We start from the raw sequence: 22,183 nt of genomic DNA, 5'->3' as shown, positions 1-22,183 counted from the left end.
CTTACTTCCTTATTTGTTTATTCGCATCTATGGCGAATTACATAAAACGTATACTGGTTTTATCTTACCTCAAGGCTTTAAATTTTTATAATGATTCGTTTTATTTAGTTTTCTTCATGATGATCCAGCCTATATTGAAAAACCAAGACATCACGCTTTTCAGTACCCAACTTCGGCAATACAGTATAAGCACTGATCCGTTTAACAACTTTAAACCCTGTCTTTAACAGCACTTGGTGTGCCTGTACATGTTCTGCATCGCAGAAAGTATCCAGTAATTTAAGTGGGAGATATTGTTTAAAATGCTGAATCACCGCTTTCATCGCCTCAAGCATATAGCCCTGACCCTGAAATCGAGGACCAAGTTCGAAATGAACTTCAAGGCTGCTATTTTGCTGTTGAATGATCGTTAGTAACCCGATTGCCAGATGACTTTTTCGCTCAGCAATCACCCATGAAAATCCTTTAATCGGTTGCTGCCAATAGCTTAACGCCCATTTCTGCAACATCTGCTGAGTTTGACCGACTGTTGTATGCACCTGTCGTTGTAAGTATTTTGATGCTTCAACGTCGCCACAATACTCTTGGAATAATGAAAATTCATCTCCAACTTTATATGCTCTTAACTCCAACCAAGTTGTCTTTAATTCAGCAACTAAAATATTTATACTCACTTTTATCAACTCGGCATTAAAAAACGGAATGTTGTAATTTCATTTGGCACTTATACGATTCGATCGCAAACCTAGTCAAATTGGTATAACTCGATCTACTCGCTTCGCACAATTTTGAATACATACTGATGCTCGTAGATCCTGAATGATAAAATTGTGAATCAAGCCATTTATAAATAAGCTGATAATCACTGTCAGGAGCAGAAGGCCCATTTTCAATCACTATTATTTTCTTATTTTTAGAGAGTTTTATAGGGTCTGTTGACATTTACTGTTCATAATTAACCCTATAAAGGTAGCCATAAAAATATACAGGCTAAAGCAACAGAACTTTGATAATTTCTTTTGAGCTTGTCATATCGAGTAGCTATTCCTCTAAATTGCTTTAATCTACAAAATATATTTTCAACTAAATGCCTGATTTTATATAAATACCAGTCCATATGGTCATTGTTCGATTGGCTATTTGTTTTCTTTGGTATATTCGCTTTAGTCCCTGTTTTCCTGATCTGTTCACGCAGTGGTTCTGAATCATAGCCTTTATCTGCACATACCACTTTTGTCTCTTTTAAATCTAATGTTGATATTAAATCAGGTGCAACTTTAACATCATGTGTGGTTCCATCGGTAATCATGAAATCAATAGGATTGCCATGTGCATCAACAATCAAATGTATTTTTGAGGAGTTTCCTCCTACACTTTTAGAAATAGATTGATTCGCTATGCCGGCAGAATGTTGATGAGCACGTACATGAGAGCCATCAATAAAAATCCACTCCATATCGGGGCATGAGGCTAGTAATTTGAATAATCTAAGTAACTTACCGCTGCTTGACCAACGATTAAAACGTTTGAAAATAGAGTTTGAATGACCAAAACAGCAAGGAATATCTCGCCACGGACAGCCTGTTCTAATTCTATAGAGAATAGCTTCAATAAAATTGCGTAAATTTGAGTTGTGGTGAATGGATAAATTACGCAGAATAACTTTCAACTTTTGCCAGTGTTGATCTGTCAGCATGGTACGAGGCATAGCGAATAGTAAAATTGGGTTTGGCGATTTGATTTTACTACTTCGCTATTTTTTTAAGCTAAAAGTGTCAACACACCCTAAATATAACTCGATTTTTTAGCTAACAGATATTTTAAAAAAAATTTATCCAACCATGTACAACCTAATCTTATTTGTATGATAGTAATCATTAATCTTTAGCTAAGTGTTGTTGTAGATCTGAGGATGATTCTATTAATAACCTATAAACACCTATATAAAAAACCCCGGAAATATACCGAGGTTTCTTCATCTTCCACACTATTTCTATCCTCTCGGCAAGTTACTCGAAGACATGAATCCTATCTTGCAAGAAACTCGCCCAAGAAGATTAGCTTAACGCACAATATTGGTATGATGATCTGTGTGGTGTACTGTTTTACCCAACTTCGTTCCTGTATAAATCAGGTACAATGCCGACAAACCAACCAATACATAAACAATTCGAGATAAGGCGCTCATATCACCAAAGATTGCAGCGACCAAATTAAAATCGAATGCACCAATTAAACCCCAATTAATGCCACCAATGATTGTTAAAGCATAAGCAATCCAGTCAATCGTATTTAATCTCATAAGTGTTCTCCTGCTGTTATTTAAGTTTATTTAAGGATCAGAGAAAGTATGAGAATCTCAGCGCATTTAATATGTAGCTTTGATGCTAAAAACAGATTTTCTGTGTTGACTTCCTGTCACTTTTTAAGCTGTAAATTTTACTTAGGTTAGTTTTATTTGACTTGTTCGAGATAAACGTAAGCTAAATCACTTTTTGATCGATTCGATATAGCTAGGAATTCTTGTTTAAAACGGCATAGAAATGTCATAAAAAAAGCCGATCTCGCGACCGGCTTTCTGTATTTTTCTTGGATTAGGCAGCGCGCGCTTTCGCCATCAATGCTTCAATCTCTTCTACCGTTTTGACAACTTTCGCAGTTAAAACCAGCGGGCCATTTGCAGTGGCTACCACATCATCTTCAATTCGGATGCCAATTCCACGCCATTTGGCATCCACTGTTTCATCATCAGGCGCGATGTAGAGACCCGGCTCAACGGTCACGACCATGCCCTCTTCATACGAGCGCCATTCACCATCAACCTTATAAGCACCGACATCATGCACATCCATACCGAGCCAATGCCCCGTACCGTGCATGTAGAACTGACGAAAAGCTTCTTTTTCTATAATCTCGTCGATATTACCCTGCATCAAGCCAAGATCGAGCAAACCCTGCACCAAAATACGCACTGCAACATTGTGAGGTTCTTTATACGAGTTACCAATTTGCACGGCATTGATCGCAGCGATTTGAGCATCCAGTACTACGTTATATAAGGCTTTCTGTTCCGGACTGAATTTACCATTTACCGGAAAGGTACGGGTAATGTCTGAAGCATAGAACTGATATTCAGCTGCAGCATCAATCAGGACTAAATCGCCATCTTTCAGTTCTTTGTCATTTTCTACATAATGCAGGATGCAGGCATTCTCACCGCCACCGACAATACTGTTATAAGCCGGAACACCGCCATTTTTGCCAAAGACATAATTCAGCTCGGCTTCCAGCGCATATTCCATCATACCCGGACGTACTGCTAGCATCGCTTGCATATGTGCATCAGCAGAAATATCGGAAGCAATCTGCATCAGTTCGATTTCATTTGCATCTTTATGCAGACGCATTTCATCAACAATACGATCCAGCTGAATGACTTGCGCTGGCGCAGAAGTACCACGACGGCTTTCACCACTTGCAGTTGCAATCCATTTGGCGACACGCGCATCAAACTCTGCATGCTGTCCAATGCGATAAAATAACTGATCTTTATTTTGTAACTTTTCTAAGATTTCTTCATCCAGCAAATCAATCGCATAGGCTTCATCTGCATCATAATCCTGAATAGCCCCATCAATACCCGCGCGGTAGCCATTCCAGATTTCCATTTCACGGTTGCGTTCACGACAGAACAAACTGTAGCTATAGCCTTCTTCTTCAGTGTCAAAGGTTTCAATCACAGCCACAGCTTCAGGTTCCGCGAATCCGGTTAAATAGAAGAAACTACTGTCTGCACGGTATTTATAATCTGCATCACGGTTACGCATGGCTACCGGACTGGTCGCGATAATAGCGATACTGCGTAAACCGATTTCCCCTGCGAGGATTGCGCGACGTTCCTCAAAAACTGCCTGTGTCAATTTCTTCATTACACCTTACTTCTTTCTTATCGATCAATACTTGTATTTAGAATATAGTCTTGAAATCAGACTATAGATTTCACTGTAACAGCAAAATATATGCCTGAATTCAAGCAGCTGATGGTTCACCTCAGCATTTCATCAGCTTGGACGTTTAGGCGAGAAAATCTCGACCACACTTTGCGCGTCTGTAACAGCGGCTTTAGGCTGATTTTTTTGACTAAATTGCTGTAAGAGTGGTGTTTCTTCAACTTCGACCTTTTTACGCCCTAAAGACAGGCTGACAGGAATCAGACGCACAAATTCGTACAATTCCTGATAGCTTTCTTCACCTTCGGCATCATCGTCTGAGTCTTCAAATTCAACTGCGGCTACATCTTGTAAATGTTCAATCAGCTCAACTTCATCCTGACGGATATGTCCTGAAGCCAGTCCGAAACCTAAGACCACGCCTGCACACCAGTCCGCCAGAGCCTGTACGCGTTCTGAAAGCACATGCTCATCATCAGGCAGCAAAGGTAAATAATCCAGCTCATCTTCAGACAGTGCATGAAACACATCTTCAGCTTCGCCCGTCAACAACTCTAATGCTTCGGCATCCAGTTCAGGTACATCCAGTGTTTCTAAAATCTGTAACCACTCTTCACTGCTTGGCGCCTGGGTGACACAAACAATGCCAGTTAGCAAACCATGTAGTTCGCTAGGGCTAGAAATTTCCTCAATTGAAGAAAAATTGCGGTGCCATTCGGTCCAACCTGAAATATCGTCTTGCATTCGTTTATCCAATCTTTATACTGCTTATATATTACCTTTGTTTGCAACACTGTGCGACCTCGATATGTTAGAAGAATTACAGCGTCTACAAGTGCAGATCGGCGTGTTAAAAACGCGACTTGCACGGCTTGAAAGTGAAAATTCCAGTTTGCGCGAAGAGCAAGACTCTTCAATGATGCAACATCAACAGCAAATTGAACAAAAAAACAGCGTGATTGCGCAAAAACAACAAGAAAATGAAAATCTGACAGAACAATTGACGGATTCTCGTGCCCAGTTTCAACTGCTTAATAATGATGCAACTGCACTGGCAGACCGTTATGGTCGTCTGGAAAAAAGCTGTACCGACCTGAAAAACCGTTTTCAGGAAATTCTGGCTGAACGGAATGAACTGCGCGTAGTTAAGGAAAAGATGATCCTTGAACAGCGTCATGCCCAGCAGGAAATTCAGCGTCTGACTCAGGAATCTGAACGTTTAACCCAGAAAAATGAAAATGCCAAAGCCAAGGTTGAAGCGATTATTCAACGTCTGGCCATTCTTGGCACTGCGCAGGATCATCACGCACAGGAAATTCAACAACTGGCCCATCCGACTGAAGCGACTGAGGAAGCCTCATCATGAGTGAACAAATTGCAATTGATCTCAGAGTATTGGGGCATAGTTTCCGTTTGGCCTCTACTCCTGACAAGCAGGAAGAATTAGAACGCGCGGCACAGTTATTAAATGACAAATATGATGAATTTCGCCGTAAAGCACCACGCATGGAACCTAGCAAGCTGATTATTATGGTTGCACTTGAGCTGATGCAGGAGGTCTTGAATATGAACAGATCACTGCAACAATATGCGCATTGCGAGCGTTTGTTACAAACTATTTTAGAAGAAGTTGAAGAACTGACTGAATAATCTCGAATTCTGTTTAAACTTCGGACATTCGACCGAACTGTTTACAGTTCATGAACAGCATAGAGTTGCCACACCGGGATTATTGTTTATAATTAACTTAACTCTGAGGTGTTCGCCAGCGGGTCTATTCCCCTGCCGATACTAACACTTATGGGTGTGTTCTGTATATTTAGAGTGTATGCCCATCTCCGTATGGGAAACCCAGCAAGTATACGTCGCATCCTCCTTGAACTCATCGGGTTCAGGGTAACGACACATGCAGCGGCATCTTCGGAGTACTTCAATTTCGTTTTCAAAATATAATTATAATTTTTCCTGAATTTCCTCTTATTTTAATTTTGTAGTATTTCTCTCGAACATTCCTCTAGATTCATTTTATTGATGTATTCATCATCTGGAATGAAAAAAAATCTTTAGCTATAAAAAAGATAGGGCTTTAATTACTTCCGTCAAAATCAAACAATCTTTCAGTAACTTATTTTCCTATTTTCAGGCTATTTTATCCCGATATAAAGTATGCATGGCCCAGATTGCAGCAGGAATCCAGCCTAAAATCGAAATATGAAGCATTAAGCATACTGTGGCTTCGGCTGGTCGATGAAGGGTCATAAATAATGACCAAGGGAAAATAAATGCAACAATTGATTTCATTCTTAAAACCCTCTTTTTTTGCAACGTTCTAACTTTTATATCCAGTTTTTATTGGCACTTAAAACTGGCACTTAGATTTAGATATTTTTAATAGGATCAGCAGAATCTCTGTACATGCTGTAATCCCGCGTAAAAATATCCTGAAAGCCTAATTCAGCCAGCTTAAATGAAGCTTAAAAATTATTTTAAATCCGCTAGCCTTTGCATATTTTCAATCAAAATATTGACGTTTGAATGAAACAGTCTTTGCTTTAACTTTTACTTTCCACAGATTCAGATCCGAATAAAATCCTGAATCCCTAAACCTTTATTTACTTACTGCAGCTGGTGTACACAAGGGTGATACTCGCCAAATCACATCACCGACATCATCAGCAACCAAAATGGCACCTGAAGAATCTACCGCCACACCGACCGGTCGCCCATATGCATCGCCCTGATCGCTTAAGAATCCAGTCAAGATATCTTGAGGTGGGCCCATCGGTTGTCCATTTTGAAAGGGAATAAAAATCACTTTATAGCCACTGTGCGGTTTGCGGTTCCATGAACCATGCTGGCCAATCAGCGCACCGTTTCGATATTGAGGCATCAGATCTGCCCTATAGAAGGCCAAGCCCAATGATGCAGTATGATTGCCCAATGCATAATCTGGTGGAATGGCCTGCGCAACTTGCGCAGGATTTTGCGGTTTGACCCGGGTATCTACATGTTGGCCATAATAACTATAGGGCCAGCCATAAAAAGCGCCTTCTTTGACAGAGGTCAGATAATCAGGAACCAGATCATTGCCGAGTTCATCACGTTCATTTACCACCGTCCAGAGTGTGCCACTCTGGGGTTGCCAGTCCATACCATTCGGATTACGCAGTCCGGTAGCAAAAGGTCGCGCTTGAGCACTGGCTATGTCAAATTCCATGATTAGTGCCCGGCCCTGCTCCTGCTCTAGGCCATTTTCAGCGACATTGCTGTTGGAACCCACTGTAATATAGAGTTTGCTGCCGGCAGGATTGGCAATGACATTTTTGGTCCAGTGATGGTTTAAACGGCCTGCCGGTAAATCCAGCACCTTGGTACCGGCTGCTGTAATTTGAGTCGCACCGTTCTGATAAGGAAAGCGCATTAGGGCATCAGTATTCGCCACATACAACATATTGCCGACCAGTGCCATGCCAAATGGAGAATTGAGATTCTGTAAAAATACGATTTTTTGTTCAGCCACCCCGTCTCCATTGCTATCGCGAAGCAGACTGATGCGGTTGGCACTGGGGTGCGATGAACCTGCACGTTGCATCACCCATTTCATGATTTTGCCTTTGATCCCTTTGCTGTCATCGGGCTTAGGCGGTGCATCGGTTTCAGCCACCAGTACATCACCATTCGGCAATACATACAGCCAGCGCGGATGCTGCAACCCTTTGGCAAATGCCTGAACTTTTAAACCTGTCGCTGTTGTCGGCATTTTACCTTCAGGCCAACCTTTAGCAGGTGCAATATTGACCGTAGGCAGCAAGCTTGATTTTGGTTTGGGCAAATGTGGCTGGGAACCATAACTGTCATTGATGGGCGATTTGGAAGGCATGGTACATCCAGTCATGGTTAAGAGAAGTGCACAGCCGGCACCTGTAAGTAAAAGTTGAATAGGCTGATGAAGCATTTTTATCTCTTGTTATTATCATCCTCAACTTACTTTAAAAAACAATTTGAGATGCCACTAGCGGGTTCTTGTTTTTTCTGGTTATGAATTGGTTATCAATTTTAAGTCAGGTCTGATATTTTTCTTGCTATAAAATAAATTTATCCTGATTAACTTACGCAGGACTAGAGGATAACATTTCCAGTGTAATTTTTTTCACCTCATTACGGCTGTGCCGGATATGGGCATCCAATATAGAGAGACAGAACGCTGCATCTTGTGCAAGTAATCCCCTTAAAATCTGTTGATGTTCGGCATAGGTGGCCTCAATCCGATAATCTTTGGAAAAATCCAGACGGCGTATGATGCGAATTTTCTCGCTGATCTCACTATGTATTTTTGCCATTTCTGTATTGCCGGCTGCAAATACCAAATGACAATGAAATGCTTCATCTTGTGCAGATAACCGCCTGAGATCATAGATATATTGTTCTGGTTGAATACACCAGGTTTGAATCAAAACAGCCAGAGCAACCTGCAACTGGTCTTTGGGCATCTGACAAAGTTGTTCGACTGCATAACCTTCCAATAAAATCCGCAGATCATACAGTTCTTCATAAACTTTAAAGTCTAGTGACCGAACCTTCCAGCCACTTCTAAACTGCACCTCGACATAACCTTCCTGCTGCAAGCGATACAAAGCTTGCCGAATAGGTGTACGGCTGACGGCATAGCTTTCAGCAATTTCCGATTCGGTAAACCGCTCTCCCGGCATCAGTTTAAAGTCAAAAATATCATTTTTAATTTTCTGGAGAACCAGCTCAGACAGATTGTCTGAGCTTTTTCCGGTCGCTTTAGTACTTGGATTGCGAACAATAGTCATGGCTCACTCCATTACTCCATATAGACCAGTGGCTCACCACTATGCACGGTCTGACCAGAACGGCAGATAATCGCTTTAACGATACCATCATCGTCAGCATAGACCGGCAGTTCCATTTTCATGGCTTCAATGATGGCCACCGTGTCGCCTTTTTTCACAATCTGCCCCGCTTCTACAAAAATCTTCCAGATATTGCCGGTCATAGAGGCGTTGAGAGGGACATACTGGCTGTAATCGGTGTCATCCTGCAGCACTTCTATTTCTACAGGTGCATCAAACTCGTCTTTCCAGCGTTCTACCTCGGCACTAAAAGCAGCCTGCTGCTGCGCTTTAAAGGTGGCAATGCTGTCCTGTTCTGCAGCAAGGAAATCCTGATATGCTGCAAAGTCAAACTCGCATTCCTCAATTTTGATTTCTGCCAGACCATGGGCGAAATCAGCACGGAACTGATCCAGTTCGGCCTCAGTGACCTCATAATATTTAATCTGGTCAAAAAAGCGTAAGAACCATTGCTGATCGCCAAACTGCTTGTTCTTTTTAAACTTATTCCAGATCGGTACGGTACGGCCAATCAACTGATAGCCACCCGGTGAGTCCATGCCATAAATACACATATACATACCACCAATCCCGACTGTACCTTCAGCGGTAAAAGTACGGGCCGGATTATATTTGGAACTCAGTAAACGGTGGCGCGGATCAATGGGCACTGCACAAGGTGCAGTCAGATATACATCACCTAGCCCTAAAATCAGATAATTGGCATCAAAAATAATGTCTTTAACTTGCTGACGAGTGTTTAGACCATTGATTCGCTGAATAAAATCGACATTATTCGGTAGCCATGGGGCCTTGGCACAGACACTTTCCTGATAACGCTCAACCGCACCCAGAGTCGCTGAGTCCTCAAAGGCCATGGGTAAATGGATAATTCTTGAAGGTATTTTAATGTCACGTAAATCACCCATCTGTTCTTCAAGACCAAGCAGGAAGTGAATCAGTTGCTGCTGGCTCAAACGCAGACCATCATATTTAATCTGCAAGGATCGCACACCAGGTGATAATTCCAGGATACCGTCAAGATCAGCTTCACGGATCAGTTGCATCAAGCGGTGTACGCGCAGGCGTAGGGCCAAATCCAGTACGTTATCACCGTATTCCAGCAAGATATAACTGTCACCTGCCTGACGATATACAGCTTTTGGTGCATCTGGCGTAGCTTCACGCAATGCCAGGATACTTTCTGCCTGAACTGTAACGATTTCAGCCTCGCTGGTTATCTCTGCCTTGGCAAAGTTTTGAAGGGTTTGAATTTGCTGCCGCTCCAGCGCATTGGCCTGCTTTACCGAGATTGGATAGAAGCTAATCGTGTCATCGGCTTTCAGTTGACCAATTTTCCAGAGTTCAGCTTTGGCAATGGTCACCGGACAGACAAAGCCACCCAGGCTCGGACCATCTTTGGCAAGAATTACGGGGAAATCACCGGTAAAGTTAATCGCACCAATGGCATATTCACAGTCATGTACATTGGATGGATGCAGACCCGCTTCACCGCCATTTTCACGCGCCCAGCTTGGCGTCGGTCCGGTTAAACGGATACCCAATCGGTTCGAGTTAAAATGCACTTTCCAGCTTGATGCAAAAAACTCCTCAATATATTCAGCTTTAAAGAAATCAGGAGCGCCATGCGGACCATAGAGCACACCAATTTTCCATTCCTTGCCATAACTTGGAATCAGATCTGTTGCCAAAACTTCAGGTTCTGCAATCGCTAAAGGTAGACCATCGGCCGGCAGCTCAGGATTCACCATCTTAATCATGTCACCAGCCCGTAACACTCGGCCTGCATGTCCACCAAAATTACCTAAAGCAAAGGTAGAACGGCTACCCAGATATTCCGGCACATTCAGACCATTTCGTACAGCCAGGTAGGTCCGGCATCCAGATTCAACCTGTCCAATTTTTAGGGTTTGGCCTGCTTTTACCTGAATAGGCTGCCAGAAATTTACTGCTTCATCATCCAGACTTACCGGACAAGGTGCGCCAGTTAAAGCAATGATATTTTCTGCATGAAATTTGAGGATTGGACCTTGCAGGGTAAATTCAAACCCGGCGGCGGCCTCGACATTTCCAACAATTTTATTGGCCAGCCGGAAGGCATAATCATCCATTGGGCCTGAAGGCGGTACACCAATATCCCAATACCCGACACGACCCGGATAATCCTGAATCGAACTTTGTGTACCCGGCTGAATCACCTCAATCACATTCGGCACATATTTGAAATCATCCAGCATGCGTGTCCAGATCTGCATCTGTTCAAAACGTGGATCTGAAATAACAGTATGCACATAATCCAGATTGGTACTAATACCATTCAGGCGAGTTTCAGCTAAAGCTGATTTAAGCGTATGAATGGCAGTATCACGATCTTCAGCATGCACAATAATCTTGGCAATCATCGGGTCAAAGTATTGGGAAATTTCAGTTCCGGTACTCACCCAGGTATCAACCCGGACATTTTCCGGAAAAAAGACATCGGTCAAAATCCCTGGACTCGGCTGGAAATTCTTAACTGGATCTTCGGCATAGATGCGTACTTCAATCGCTGCACCTTGAGGCTGAATACTGCTTAGATGCTTCCAATCCAGAGTATCACCTGCTGCAACTTTCAACATGCATTCAATCAGGTCTAAACCGGTCACCATTTCAGTCACCGGATGCTCCACCTGCAAACGGGTATTCACTTCAAGGAAATAAAACTCGTCACGTGCTGTATCGTAAATAAACTCAACCGTACCGGCACTGCGATATTCCACCGATTTGCCCAGTTCAACTGCCGCCTGATGCAATTTTTGACGGGTTGCTTCAGGTAACTGTGCCGCTGGTGTTTCTTCCACAACCTTCTGATTACGGCGCTGCAGTGAACAGTCACGCTCGCCCAAAGCCACCACTTGCCCCTGACCATCCCCAAAAATCTGTACTTCGACATGACGGGCTTTATCGAGAAAGCATTCTAAAAATACTCCGGCATCTTTAAAGAACTGCTCGCCCAGACGTTTTACACTTTCATAAGCCTCCTGAAGTGCCTCGGCATCATCACAACGGGTCAAGCCAATTCCGCCACCGCCTGCTGTACTTTTCAGCATAATTGGATAACCAATTTTTTCAGCTTCTGCCAAAGCTTCGTCCAGACTATTTAGCAGACCTGTACCGGGAGTCATCGGTACATTGGCAGCTGCAGCAAGTTCACGGGCACGATGTTTTAAACCAAACTCTAAAATTTGCTCAGCTGTTGGTCCCATGAAAGCAATATTATTTTCTTCGCAGGCACGGGCAAAGTCAGCACTTTCTGACAGAAAACCATAACCTGGGAAAATTGCTTCAGCCCCGGTATTCTTGGCTGCAGCAATCAGTTTTTCAATACTTAAATAGGTATCACTCGGTTTGGTCCCTTCTAAGGACACTGCAATATCTGCATCAATCACATGCTGTGCATAACGGTCCGTTTCTGAATAGACGGCTATACTGGTTACGCCCATTTTTTTTAATGTGCGAATGGCACGAACGGCAATTTCGCCGCGGTTTGCAATCAATACAGTCTTAAACATATGAATCCTCTGTTATTTTATCTATTTTCTGAATCTGCCGAATTGATCTATTTTTTTGATTAAGCTGCTGCATATAAGCCTACCGCCGTCACTGATCTCTGGCAGCCTCTGATACATACAGTCCGAAATACAGTTTTTTGAATACATCAATTTTTGTTTGAATAAGATATGCAGCAGTCCTAACCGAAATCCAGGCAGGTTCATTCCCCTCAAGTCGGGCAATGAATTGAGCCAAGTTATTCAGTGGAAGCATTTTTTGCTGATCGGCATCGCGGCATGCTGGGACTATCCAGCCGATCATTTTCTGATGAAGCATTCTGTATCCAATCTTGTATCCAAGTTTGAATACAGTTATGCAGAACTTATGCCAGTTTAATTTTTATTTTATTTTCAATATCTTAATAAAATTTAAGATGTATAAATTAGGGAGAATTTCATTGGATGGTTGTTTTTGGTTCAGCCTGTTTTCAATTCAGTGCAAAAATTATTCTGAAACTCATATTGCATGATCTGCATCATCTCAACTTTTGCAATGCTCATATAAAAGCCCATCTGTTGATGAGCTTCTAAGTGAACTATTCGGTGGTGTTTCAAAAAGTATGCTGGCGTTAAACAAATCCGTTATTAAGGTAAAAGAAAGTCAAATCAAAGGCTTTAAAATGATTTTCGAGCTTTTTAGAAAAGTTGCAACTTCTCCTAAATCCACGCCTGATTCGATGACGAATTCTACAGTTGTTACCTTCAATACCGACGGTAAAAAACTTACCGATCACTTGCTTGCAACATTGAAATGTTGTGATAAAACTATCCCAGTGATCACTCGCAATTCCAGCATATTGAACCCCAAGCTTTTTAAGTCTAGCTTTAAGACGTTGAACCGTTGCTAAATCCCGCTTACCCCAAACATAAGCAACAACTTCTCCAGATTCTCGATGGTAGGCATAAATAAGCCATTGTTTATTTTTCTTATTCCCTACAAAAGTCCAAAGTTCATCGACTTCAAGACATTCGTAGTGGCTTTGTTTAGGCTGAATCTGATAGATCGATTCACTTAAGGTTCGTAATACCTTGCCAATGCTGATACGCTCGACTTCAGCAATATCTCTTACACCGCTTCCTCTGACCATTAAATGTAATATCTTGCCGGTAATACCTGAGTTACATCCTTGATAGCTTAATGCATGATCACCAATAAACTGACGTTTGCAATCTTTGCATTGATGGTTTTGTTTCCCATCTACTTTGATGCCATTTCTCTTTATATTGTTACTTAGACAGGTAGGACATTTGATTTGTAGCGTTATTTTCATACCTCTATTTTATCAAAAGCCATATTGTTTTTTTCAGCATACTTTTTGAAACACCACCAACTATTCTATTTGTAGCTTAGTACAGTCATAAAAATTGAGTGTATTAAATACCTGAATTGAAAGGTTTGAATCAGCGTGTATTCGTCATTACGGTATTCACTATTTCACCGGGATCATTAAGTGCTGATAAGGCGTCCCAGACCACATGACATAGGGCAAAGCGGTATCCGGTTGCTTATGCTTAGGATACATATCATAGAAACGAGCTTCAGCACCGACGATCATGACATGGGGACCCGTTTTGACCCAATGATTGCCCGCACTAGGCTTCTTGGCATAGGGATCAACATTACTGGCATCCGTACCACCTGCCAGCATATACATAAAGCCTACTTTCCCGACTGTGGGCAGTTTATGTCCCATCCAGGCCTCTGCCCATTCTAGAGCGGCCTGATCCATACACATTGGGTCTGGACCTGGCGTAGTCGGATTATCAGGCATACAGGTAAACCCATTATTGCCCTTGCGCAAGGTACGCATTTTGCCATCTGCACCGACAGCGACAATCGTGGCCGCAGCGGCTACTTTTTTTAGGTGCGGCAGTCATAGCACTTGCAATGGCTTTCTTATCGGCGGCAGAGGAAGCTGCACCTGAGCTAGCTTTGCCCGACATGGGCGGTTCAACGGCTAAAGCGGCAGGTGCAGACAGGGCGACCCATCCCGCCATAAACAGTAATTGAGGAAAATTCATGGCACATTCTCCTTGAATCATCATGAAGAAATTGGATTTAGGTTCAAATCAAGTTGGATTGATCTGAAATTTTTGTAACGGATCCTTATAGAGTTGAGGGATAATTTGAGTTGATAAAAAGAAAGGAGAAGATTTAACTATTGCAGTGAAATTGCGCTACACAGCAATATCAACTCGAATGAAAGACAATATCTTTGGCGCTTAACCATGAAATGCCGCTTCGATCACGGAGATGTCAATTTTTTTCATGGTCATCATCGCATTAAATGCGCGCTTGGCCGCAGCGCGGTCAAGACTGTTACAGGCGTTGATGAGGACCACTGGCGTAATCTGCCAGGAAATGCCCCACTTGTCTTTACACCATCCACACTCACTTTCCTGACCACCATTGCCAATAATGGCATTCCAGTAACGGTCTGTTTCTTCTTGGTCTTCAGTCGCCACCTGAAATGAAAATGCTTCATTGTGTTGAAAGTCAGCGCCACCATTCAGTCCAATGCAGGCAACGCCCATCACCGTAAATTCAACGGTGATAACATCGCCTTCTTTTCCGGAGGGATAATCTCCGGGTGCAAGATTGATCGCGCCAACTGAGGAGTCTGGAAAGGTTTCTGCATAAAATCGTGCTGCACCTTCGGCATCGTCATCATACCAAAGACAGATGGTGTTCTTGGCAATATTCATCATGTTCAATCTCCATTGATTTAGGTCTTACGTGCTCTGCCTAAGCACAATGTGTCTCATATATCGGTCGAGAATAGTCATATAATCCCTTGTCTATCTTTCACCAAAAAACAGAATAAACCTACTTTAGAATTGTATTTTTATTGATCTAAAGCTGTTGCAAAGTGCTTAAACTGATGCGTTTCCAGAGTTTGTCACTGAACAATCGGTTGCTTGGAAAATCGTGAATCAAAGAAAATAAATTGACCGTTTCAACACATTTTAACAACCAGTGATGCAACTGTTTTTTAACTTTGAAACTGGTGACAAATTAGCTAAATTTAAATCAGCAGATACGGAATAATATAAAATTGCAGCTTACAATTATTTTTTACTTTTCCAGAATTCCCACTTAGACTAGAGCACAATTTTGTTGCATATGCTTTTTGCCCTATGACCATTCAGGAATTAAGAAGATACCTTCGTAAAACGCGTCGTCATCTCTCTAAATTTGAGCAAAGGCAGTCCGCACAAAAAGTTCTAAACCGTCTGATCCGCAGTCCAGAATTTATTCATGCCCAACGTATTGGGCTGTATTTGCATGCCTTTGGGGAGATTCAGACCCAGGCGATTATTGAACGCTGCTTTAAACTGGGCAAACAGGTGTATCTACCAGCGATTTGCGACATGAATAAGCAGCTGGTCTGGATTCGAATCAGCCAGCATCAATATCATAACAAGCGCTTTGCTCATCATCGGCTGGGTATGCGAGAGCCCATGAGCACCCGTGGTGTGCATGTTTCCAAACTGGATTTATTGCTCATGCCGCTATTGGCCTGTGATACTGCGGGCACACGGATTGGTATGGGCGGCGGTTTTTATGATCGTACCTTGGCTTCTGCGCCCGGGCGTCCGTTCCGTCTGGGTCTGGCGCATAACTTTCAACTGCTGGCACAGCCGTTAAAACGTGAAATATGGGATCAGCCCCTTGATGCTTTAATCACCCCGACAATTTTTATAAAGTTCAAACGTTAATTTTGCATTTTTACCCTTGCTAACTACTTTAAAATCACATAATTAGTCATTTTTCATACAATTTAATCTTAACTGCCCTTGTATTTTTAAAATTACCCATCACTATTAAAAGCATGGCAACACCGTTGTCACTCATTAGGAGTGCTCATGTCTGAAATTATTATGAATCAAGAAACCTTAGAGCCTCAGGTTCCAAGTGTACTACCCCTTTTGGCGTTGCGTGATGTGGTGGTTTATCCGCATATGCAAATTGCGCTGTTTGTCGGTCGTGAAAAATCGATCAATGCAGTTGATGTGGCTCGTAACAGTGACAATCTAGTATTTGTAGTTGCGCAAAAAGATTCGCTTACAGAAGAAATTGATCACGACAATTTATATCAATACGGTACTGTCGCGAAGATTGTGCAAGTTGTGAATCACGAAAATGATGAAAACTGTATTAAAGTTCTGATTGAAGGCCTGCATCGTGCCAAACTGAAAACCATCATTGACGAAACTGAGTATCTGACAGCAGAGCATGAACTCAGCCCAATGACGGTGAGCGTCGATGCAGATACCCAAGCTGTGCGCTTGCAGGAATTACGTGCGCTTTTCGCTCAATATGCAGAAGCGAAACTTCGTAATGCGCGTGAACTGATCACCGCAGCCAACAAAATTGAAGATCTATTACAGTTATTGTTCTTCGTCGCAACCCGTGTTCCATTGAATATTGATGTCAAACAGAAATTCCTGGAACATGACGAATTCGAAGCGCATTTGACTGAGCTGATGACTTATCTATTGCAACAGTCTGAAGAACAACAGATTGAGCAAACCCTGCATGATTCTGTTAAACGTCAGATGGAAAAGAACCAGCGCGAATATTTCCTGAATGAAAAAATGAAAGTCATTCAGCGCGAGCTTTCTGATATGAACGGCGGCGCGGAAGACGATGTCGCTGAAATTGAAAAACGTCTGGCTGAAGCAGATTTGCCTGAGCATGTACGTAAAAAAGCAGAAGCTGAATTCCGTAAATTAAAAGCGATGCAGCCTGCTTCAAGTGAAGCTGCTGTGGTACGTAACTATCTGGAAGTCATTCTGGATACACCATGGAATAAAGCCAGCAAAGTCAGCATTAACCTGAGCAAAGCACAGGAAATTCTGGATGCAGACCATTATGGTCTGGACGATGTCAAAGATCGCATTGTGGAATATCTGGCAGTTCAGTCACGCGTGAAAAAATTGCGTGGCCCGATTCTGTGTCTGGTTGGTCCTCCAGGTGTGGGTAAAACTTCACTCGGTGAATCAATTGCCAAAGCAACTGGTCGTGAGTTCGTGCGTATGGCACTGGGCGGCGTGCGTGATGAAGCGGAAATTCGCGGTCACCGTCGTACCTATATCGGTGCGATGCCAGGTAAAATTGTGCAGTCATTGACTAAAGTGGGTGTAAAAAACCCGTTGTTCCTGCTCGATGAAATCGACAAGATGGCGCAAGACTACCGTGGCGATCCGGCTTCTGCGATGCTTGAGGTACTTGATCCATCACAAAACAACAAGTTCAGCGATCACTATCTGGATCTGGATCTGGACCTGTCTGAAGTGATGTTTATCTGTACCGCAAACAGTATGAACATTCCTGAGGCGCTGCTGGACCGTATGGAAGTGATTCGTCTTCCGGGTTATACCGAAGAAGAGAAAGTAAATATTGCGGATCGTTACCTTGTTCCTAAAGCAATCAAGAACAATGGTCTACGTGCCAAAGAATTGACCGTGCATGAAGAGGCGATTCGTGACATCGTGCGCCGTTATACCCGTGAAGCCGGTGTTCGTAACCTTGAACGTGAAGTGTCAAAAATTGCACGTAAAGTGGTAAAAGAAGCGGTTAGCAAGAAAGCCAAAAACCTTCAGGTTGAAGTGACCGCAGGAAATCTTCCAGATTACTTGGGTCCACATAAATTTGACTACGGTATGGCGGAAGAAGAAGCGCAAATTGGCCGTGTAAATGGTCTGGCTTGGACTTCTGTCGGCGGTGAATTACTGACCATTGAAGTTGCAGCAGTCCCAGGTAAAGGCAAGTTCATTACCACCGGTTCTCTTGGCGATGTCATGAAAGAATCGATTACCGCTGCGATGACTGTAGTGCGTACCCGTGCGGATGAACTCGGCATCGAAGCCTCGCGCTTTGAAGAAACCGACGTGCATGTGCATTTACCTGAAGGCGCAACACCGAAAGATGGTCCATCGGCAGGTTTGGCTTTGACTACAGCATTGGTATCTGCTTTCACGGGTATCCCGATTCGTCCGGATATCGCGATGACAGGTGAAACCAGTCTGGGCGGTCGTGCGCTGCGTATCGGTGGCTTGAAAGAGAAACTTTTGGCAGCCCATCGTGGTGGCATCAAGCTGGTATTCATTCCACAGGAAAACATACGTGACCTGGCGGAAATTCCAGAAAATGTCAAAGAAGGTCTAGAAATTAAAGCCGTAAAATCGATTGATGAGATTTTACCGCTGGCACTGACCTCTTTGCCAAAAGCCTTGGTTAAAGCACCAATTGTGAAAACCAAAGAAGAAGCGAAAGCAGCGCGTCATTAAGACTTGATGTTTCGTATAAAAAACCCTGCTTCGGCAGGGTTTTTTATTGAGTTATTGAATAAAACAACTGAATTATGGCTGTAGTGCCATCGTAACCAATCCATCAATCACATGAGTCATCTTGTTCAGATCAAGCTTGTCTAAAGTATCCAATTCGGTATTGTAATAAGGATTACGATAATTCGCAGTATCGGTAATCAACATGGTCGAATAGTTGAATTTGGCATAATTCAGATAGCCAGAGAAATTCATATCCTGAGCAAAACTTGGGCTAACAAAGCGTTGACACTCCAGACGGTTAAAACGCTGCATGGCATCACAATAATCTCCAGTCAGGCCAGTTGAGGCTAAATGCCCAATCGCGGCAATAAAGTTACCATGTCGTGGATAAATCCACTTTAATCCCACCGGATAGCTCTGCACCTGATGTTCATCAAAATAACCAATCGAATCCAGAATCACCACGCCCTTAATTTTCTGCTTCTGCTTTTTTAAAGACTTGGCATGCATATAACTGCCCATATGTTCTGTCTTGAAAAAAGGCGGCTCTTCAAGCGTATAGAAAGCAAATTCGACATCATGTTTGAGCTTGGATTTTTGCAGGGCCAGTAATCTTGCGGTTTCCAGTAAACCCGCTACCCCTGAGGCATTATTATCAGCACCGTTTCGGGCACTAAAGACATCATAATGTGCCCCCATCACCATCTTGGTTTTGGCTTGAGTATCCAAGCTACAGATGACATTTCGGTAACTCAGGTTATTGACCACATAAACCTGAAACTGGCATGGAATACCAAAGCGCTGCATCTGCCCTTTGATCCAGGCAGATACCCGATTCAGCTCTTTTAGATTTTTATAATTTCGGTATTCATCGACACTCATGATCTGGCTAAAAAATAATTCCAGATGAGAGACCTGAGCATTTTTGCTCGAATTGGCTGCACAGAGACTAGGCCCCATGAGGCCTATCAGTAACAGCAGCACAGTACAACATCCTTTTATCATGACACTGTTCCGCATTTATTATTATTCCATTCCTTTATCAAGCGGATACTTGAACTACGGACATTAAAGCAACACTAAATCTCTCATTTCAATTTCAATTTGTTTCCCAGCTCAACTTCGTGTTGTTTGATCGTTATAATGAGGTATCCAATTATTGATCTGTCTGTATGAAAATCCGTATCCTGACCATTGGTCAAAAAATGCCAGCGTGGGTGCTGACTGGTTTTGAAGATTATTTCAAGCGTATTCAACCTTTTGTACAGACCCAGATTATTGAGCTGCCGATGGCGAAACGGGGCAAAAACGATTCTGAAGCCGATATTCTGAAATACCGCAATATTGAGGGCGACAGCATTTTAAATGCGCTCAAGCAGAATGAAACCCTGATTGCGCTTGAAGTGGGTGGACGCGAATTTAGTACCGAAAAACTGGCTGAAACCATGAAAGGCTGGATGCTGGAAGGCAATGATGTGGCTCTTGCGATTGGCGGGCCGGATGGTCACTCGGAAGCCGTACGTAAAGCTGCGGCATGGCACTGGTCACTTTCCAAGTTAACCCTGCCGCATCCACTGGTACGTGTCATGCTGATCGAGCAGCTTTATCGTGCTATGAGCATCAATAACAACCATCCTTATCATCGGGCAGGCTAATGATTTTGCTGAAGCGTTCTTTATATGCAACGTTTTGTTGAATAATCTCTTCTGCTCTTATTTCTATTTTTCATGCATTATTGAGGCATCTTCCAGATGTGGTTTGACTTATGAACTTACAAACGTTGCCCGGCTTATTTATTTCTCATGGCTCTCCTATGCTGGCGCTGAATCCTGAGCAAGTGGGTCCTGCCTTGCATCGTTTGAGCGAAAATCTGCCACGCCCGGAAGCGATTATTGTGATGTCTGCGCATTGGGAAAGTGATGCGTTGGAAGTCAGTAGCGCAATTCGCCCAGAAACTTGGCATGATTTTCGTGGTTTCCCGCCTGAACTTTATCAATTACGCTACCCTGCACCGGGAAATCCTGAATTGGCCGAGAAAGTCTTAGGCTTGCTGGCCAATGCCGGCTTTTCTGCACATGCCAACAGTACTCGTCCGCGTGATCATGGTGTATGGATGCCGCTGCTACATATGTATCCAGATGCCAACATTCCCGTGGTAGAAATTTCCTTACCCATGTCGATGAGTGCGGATGAGATTTATCAGATTGGTCAAAGTCTCGCACCTTTACGTGAACAGCAAATCCTGCTGATTGGTTCGGGCAGTATTACCCATAATTTACGTGAACTGTCTTGGGATGGATCGGCTGCTGATGTACCCGAATGGGCCTCAGGCTTCCGTAATTTTGTGGTGCATAAACTGACGCACAATGATTATGATGCTGTACTGGACTGGTCCAATATTCCGCATATGGCACGGAATCATCCAACGCTGGAACATTTTGCTCCGATTTTCTTTGCGATGGGCACAGGTCAGCGTTTTAGTCTGGTACATAGCAGTTTCACCATGGGTTCACTCGGTATGGATATTTACCGCTTCGATTAATCTTGCTTCAGCGCTAAAATCTTAATGATGGATACATTTTGCAACTCAAAGCTGCGAAATGTATCCATATTTTTTTGCAATACATCCATTATTATTGTTTGAACTTTATATACTTCATTATAAGTCCATGAAATTAAAATTTATTGTGCTGGCATTATTGCCTTTAACTTTTGCAGGCTGTCAGTCCAGTGATATTCAACGAGCTGGAGATCTTGCAGTGGCCACCATCCAACAAAAAAATGCAGATCAGATCTTTCCAGCCTATCACTGGGAACTAAATCGTGGACTAGAACGACCAATCGTACTCAGTTTTGATGCTCAAGGCCGGCTGAGCGCCGTGACGGGCTGTAATGGACTCGGGACGACCTGGTCAGTCAAAAACAATATCATCACCACCAGCGAAGTTGTAGGCACTGAAATGGCCTGTGATGCAGCCTTGATGGAGCAGGAACGTTTTGTCAGCCAGCTTTTACAGAAGCGTGACATTCCTTTTATGCTCAATGTAACAGATCCTAACAAGCCGACCCTGACGTTGATGGCCGCAAATGGTCAAACCTATGAATTTATCGGGAAAATGACTCCGGAAACCAAATACCAAGGACAGGCTGAAACAATTTTTCTGGAAATTTCCCCCGATACCAAACAATGTACTGGCGTAACCCAACAAAGCTGCTTGCAAGTCAAAGAAGTAAAATATGATCAGAATGGCCTGAAAACTCAGGTCGATAAGGACTGGACTTTATTCTATGATCAGATTGAAGGTTTTCGGCATTCACCAAATGAACGGCAGATTATTCGGGTCAAACGTTTTGAAATTAAGCATCCGGCAGCTGATCAATCGAAATATGCCTATATTTTTGATATAGCGGTTGAGCGTGAATTAGTTAAGGGTGCTCTTTAAGGCTAAAAATACCAGATATAAAAAAACCG

The 22,183-nt window shown here is 42.9% G+C and carries 22 protein-coding genes and 1 other RNA gene; 9 read left to right on the top strand and 14 right to left on the bottom strand.

Annotated features, from left to right (window positions below):
• Positions 1 to 104 precede the first annotated feature (104 nt).
• From F995_RS08105 to F995_RS08085, 5 genes are all read right to left on the bottom strand, one after another.
• The gene (locus F995_RS08105) at positions 105 to 674 is read right to left on the bottom strand and encodes a GNAT family N-acetyltransferase (protein WP_004646355.1); all 570 of its coding nucleotides are present in this window, start codon (positions 672 to 674) and stop codon (positions 105 to 107) included.
• A gap of 287 nt (positions 675 to 961) precedes the next feature.
• The gene (locus tag F995_RS08100) at positions 962 to 1,708 is read right to left on the bottom strand and encodes an IS5-like element ISAba31 family transposase (RefSeq protein ID WP_004646354.1); all 747 of its coding nucleotides are present in this window, start codon (positions 1,706 to 1,708) and stop codon (positions 962 to 964) included.
• Between the two features lie 354 nt (positions 1,709 to 2,062).
• Positions 2,063 to 2,302 (bottom strand): DUF378 domain-containing protein, encoded by a 240-nt coding sequence (locus F995_RS08095; RefSeq protein ID WP_004279510.1) that lies wholly within the window; start codon positions 2,300 to 2,302, stop codon positions 2,063 to 2,065.
• A 292-nt stretch (positions 2,303 to 2,594) separates the two neighbouring features.
• On the bottom strand, positions 2,595 to 3,929 hold the full coding sequence (gene pepP, locus F995_RS08090; protein ID WP_004646353.1) for a Xaa-Pro aminopeptidase: 1,335 nt from the start codon (positions 3,927 to 3,929) through the stop codon (positions 2,595 to 2,597).
• Positions 3,930 to 4,061: 132 nt separating this feature from the next.
• Positions 4,062 to 4,694: a UPF0149 family protein gene (locus F995_RS08085; protein WP_004646351.1), complete on the bottom strand. Its 633-nt coding sequence runs from the start codon at positions 4,692 to 4,694 to the stop codon at positions 4,062 to 4,064.
• 64 nt (positions 4,695 to 4,758) lie between these two features.
• On the opposite strand from F995_RS08085, the gene F995_RS08080 reads away from it, so the two are divergent.
• The 3 genes from F995_RS08080 (at position 4,759) to ssrS (ending at position 5,881) form a co-directional block, all read left to right on the top strand.
• The gene (locus F995_RS08080; protein WP_004279506.1) at positions 4,759 to 5,316 is read left to right on the top strand and encodes a hypothetical protein; all 558 of its coding nucleotides are present in this window, start codon (positions 4,759 to 4,761) and stop codon (positions 5,314 to 5,316) included.
• Complete coding sequence (locus F995_RS08075) at positions 5,313 to 5,600, top strand: cell division protein ZapA (protein WP_004279505.1); 288 nt, start codon at positions 5,313 to 5,315, stop codon at positions 5,598 to 5,600. The genes F995_RS08080 and F995_RS08075 overlap by 4 nt, the downstream gene beginning before the upstream one ends.
• A gap of 97 nt (positions 5,601 to 5,697) precedes the next feature.
• Positions 5,698 to 5,881: non-coding RNA, 6S RNA (gene ssrS, locus F995_RS16320), on the top strand.
• Positions 5,882 to 6,089: 208 nt separating this feature from the next.
• Here the strand turns inward: ssrS and F995_RS16630 are convergent.
• The 7 genes from F995_RS16630 to F995_RS16985 form a co-directional block, all read right to left on the bottom strand.
• Positions 6,090 to 6,251: a hypothetical protein gene (locus F995_RS16630; protein WP_004646350.1), complete on the bottom strand. Its 162-nt coding sequence runs from the start codon at positions 6,249 to 6,251 to the stop codon at positions 6,090 to 6,092.
• A gap of 307 nt (positions 6,252 to 6,558) precedes the next feature.
• Positions 6,559 to 7,845, bottom strand: coding sequence for a PQQ-dependent sugar dehydrogenase (locus F995_RS08065; RefSeq protein ID WP_370940763.1), 1,287 nt, complete (start codon positions 7,843 to 7,845; stop codon positions 6,559 to 6,561).
• 214 nt (positions 7,846 to 8,059) lie between these two features.
• Entirely contained in the window at positions 8,060 to 8,767 is a 708-nt protein-coding gene (locus F995_RS08060) for a GntR family transcriptional regulator (protein ID WP_004646348.1), read from the bottom strand.
• 11 nt (positions 8,768 to 8,778) lie between these two features.
• Positions 8,779 to 12,378 carry an urea carboxylase gene (gene uca, locus F995_RS08055; RefSeq protein ID WP_004646346.1) on the bottom strand — a complete coding sequence of 1,200 codons (3,600 nt, stop codon included), beginning with the start codon at positions 12,376 to 12,378 and terminating at the stop codon, positions 8,779 to 8,781.
• An 88-nt stretch (positions 12,379 to 12,466) separates the two neighbouring features.
• On the bottom strand, positions 12,467 to 12,694 hold the full coding sequence (locus tag F995_RS08050) for a hypothetical protein (RefSeq protein WP_004646345.1): 228 nt from the start codon (positions 12,692 to 12,694) through the stop codon (positions 12,467 to 12,469).
• A 292-nt stretch (positions 12,695 to 12,986) separates the two neighbouring features.
• Positions 12,987 to 13,688, bottom strand: coding sequence for an IS1 family transposase (locus tag F995_RS08045; RefSeq protein WP_004646344.1), 702 nt, complete (start codon positions 13,686 to 13,688; stop codon positions 12,987 to 12,989).
• Positions 13,689 to 13,847: 159 nt separating this feature from the next.
• Positions 13,848 to 14,189 (bottom strand): hypothetical protein, encoded by a 342-nt coding sequence (locus F995_RS16985; protein WP_228127476.1) that lies wholly within the window; start codon positions 14,187 to 14,189, stop codon positions 13,848 to 13,850.
• Between the two features lie 116 nt (positions 14,190 to 14,305).
• Here F995_RS16985 and F995_RS17105 point away from each other — a divergent pair, with 116 nt between their 5' ends.
• Complete coding sequence (locus tag F995_RS17105) at positions 14,306 to 14,428, top strand: hypothetical protein (RefSeq protein WP_016806644.1); 123 nt, start codon at positions 14,306 to 14,308, stop codon at positions 14,426 to 14,428.
• Positions 14,429 to 14,640: 212 nt separating this feature from the next.
• On the opposite strand, the gene F995_RS08035 is transcribed toward F995_RS17105, so the two are convergent.
• A complete protein-coding gene (locus tag F995_RS08035) occupies positions 14,641 to 15,123 on the bottom strand; it encodes a VOC family protein (RefSeq protein ID WP_004646340.1) in 483 nt (160 codons plus the stop codon).
• 432 nt (positions 15,124 to 15,555) lie between these two features.
• Here F995_RS08035 and F995_RS08030 point away from each other — a divergent pair, with 432 nt between their 5' ends.
• Together F995_RS08030 and lon are read left to right on the top strand one after the other, a co-directional pair.
• Positions 15,556 to 16,137 carry a 5-formyltetrahydrofolate cyclo-ligase gene (locus tag F995_RS08030; RefSeq protein ID WP_004646339.1) on the top strand — a complete coding sequence of 194 codons (582 nt, stop codon included), beginning with the start codon at positions 15,556 to 15,558 and terminating at the stop codon, positions 16,135 to 16,137.
• A gap of 147 nt (positions 16,138 to 16,284) precedes the next feature.
• Positions 16,285 to 18,711, top strand: a complete 2,427-nt coding sequence (gene lon, locus F995_RS08025; RefSeq protein WP_004646337.1) for an endopeptidase La — start codon at positions 16,285 to 16,287, stop codon at positions 18,709 to 18,711.
• 72 nt (positions 18,712 to 18,783) lie between these two features.
• Here the strand turns inward: lon and F995_RS08020 are convergent, their stop codons facing one another.
• The gene (locus F995_RS08020) at positions 18,784 to 19,716 is read right to left on the bottom strand and encodes a M28 family peptidase (RefSeq protein WP_004646336.1); all 933 of its coding nucleotides are present in this window, start codon (positions 19,714 to 19,716) and stop codon (positions 18,784 to 18,786) included.
• 167 nt (positions 19,717 to 19,883) lie between these two features.
• Between F995_RS08020 and rlmH the strand changes: the two genes are divergently transcribed.
• The 3 genes from rlmH (at position 19,884) to F995_RS08005 (ending at position 22,154) form a co-directional block, all read left to right on the top strand.
• Positions 19,884 to 20,366: a 23S rRNA (pseudouridine(1915)-N(3))-methyltransferase RlmH gene (rlmH, locus tag F995_RS08015; RefSeq protein ID WP_004646335.1), complete on the top strand. Its 483-nt coding sequence runs from the start codon at positions 19,884 to 19,886 to the stop codon at positions 20,364 to 20,366.
• Positions 20,367 to 20,476: 110 nt separating this feature from the next.
• Positions 20,477 to 21,253, top strand: a complete 777-nt coding sequence (locus F995_RS08010) for a DODA-type extradiol aromatic ring-opening family dioxygenase (protein ID WP_004646334.1) — start codon at positions 20,477 to 20,479, stop codon at positions 21,251 to 21,253.
• Positions 21,254 to 21,380: 127 nt separating this feature from the next.
• The gene (locus F995_RS08005) at positions 21,381 to 22,154 is read left to right on the top strand and encodes an META and DUF4377 domain-containing protein (RefSeq protein WP_016806649.1); all 774 of its coding nucleotides are present in this window, start codon (positions 21,381 to 21,383) and stop codon (positions 22,152 to 22,154) included.
• Positions 22,155 to 22,183: the final 29 nt, after the last annotated feature.

The organism is Acinetobacter sp. CIP A162 (assembly GCF_000367905.1).
GTDB classification, from domain to species: domain Bacteria; phylum Pseudomonadota; class Gammaproteobacteria; order Pseudomonadales; family Moraxellaceae; genus Acinetobacter; species Acinetobacter lwoffii.
Note: the sequence above shows the minus strand (reverse complement) of the source record. Positions and strands in the feature narration are given on the sequence as shown.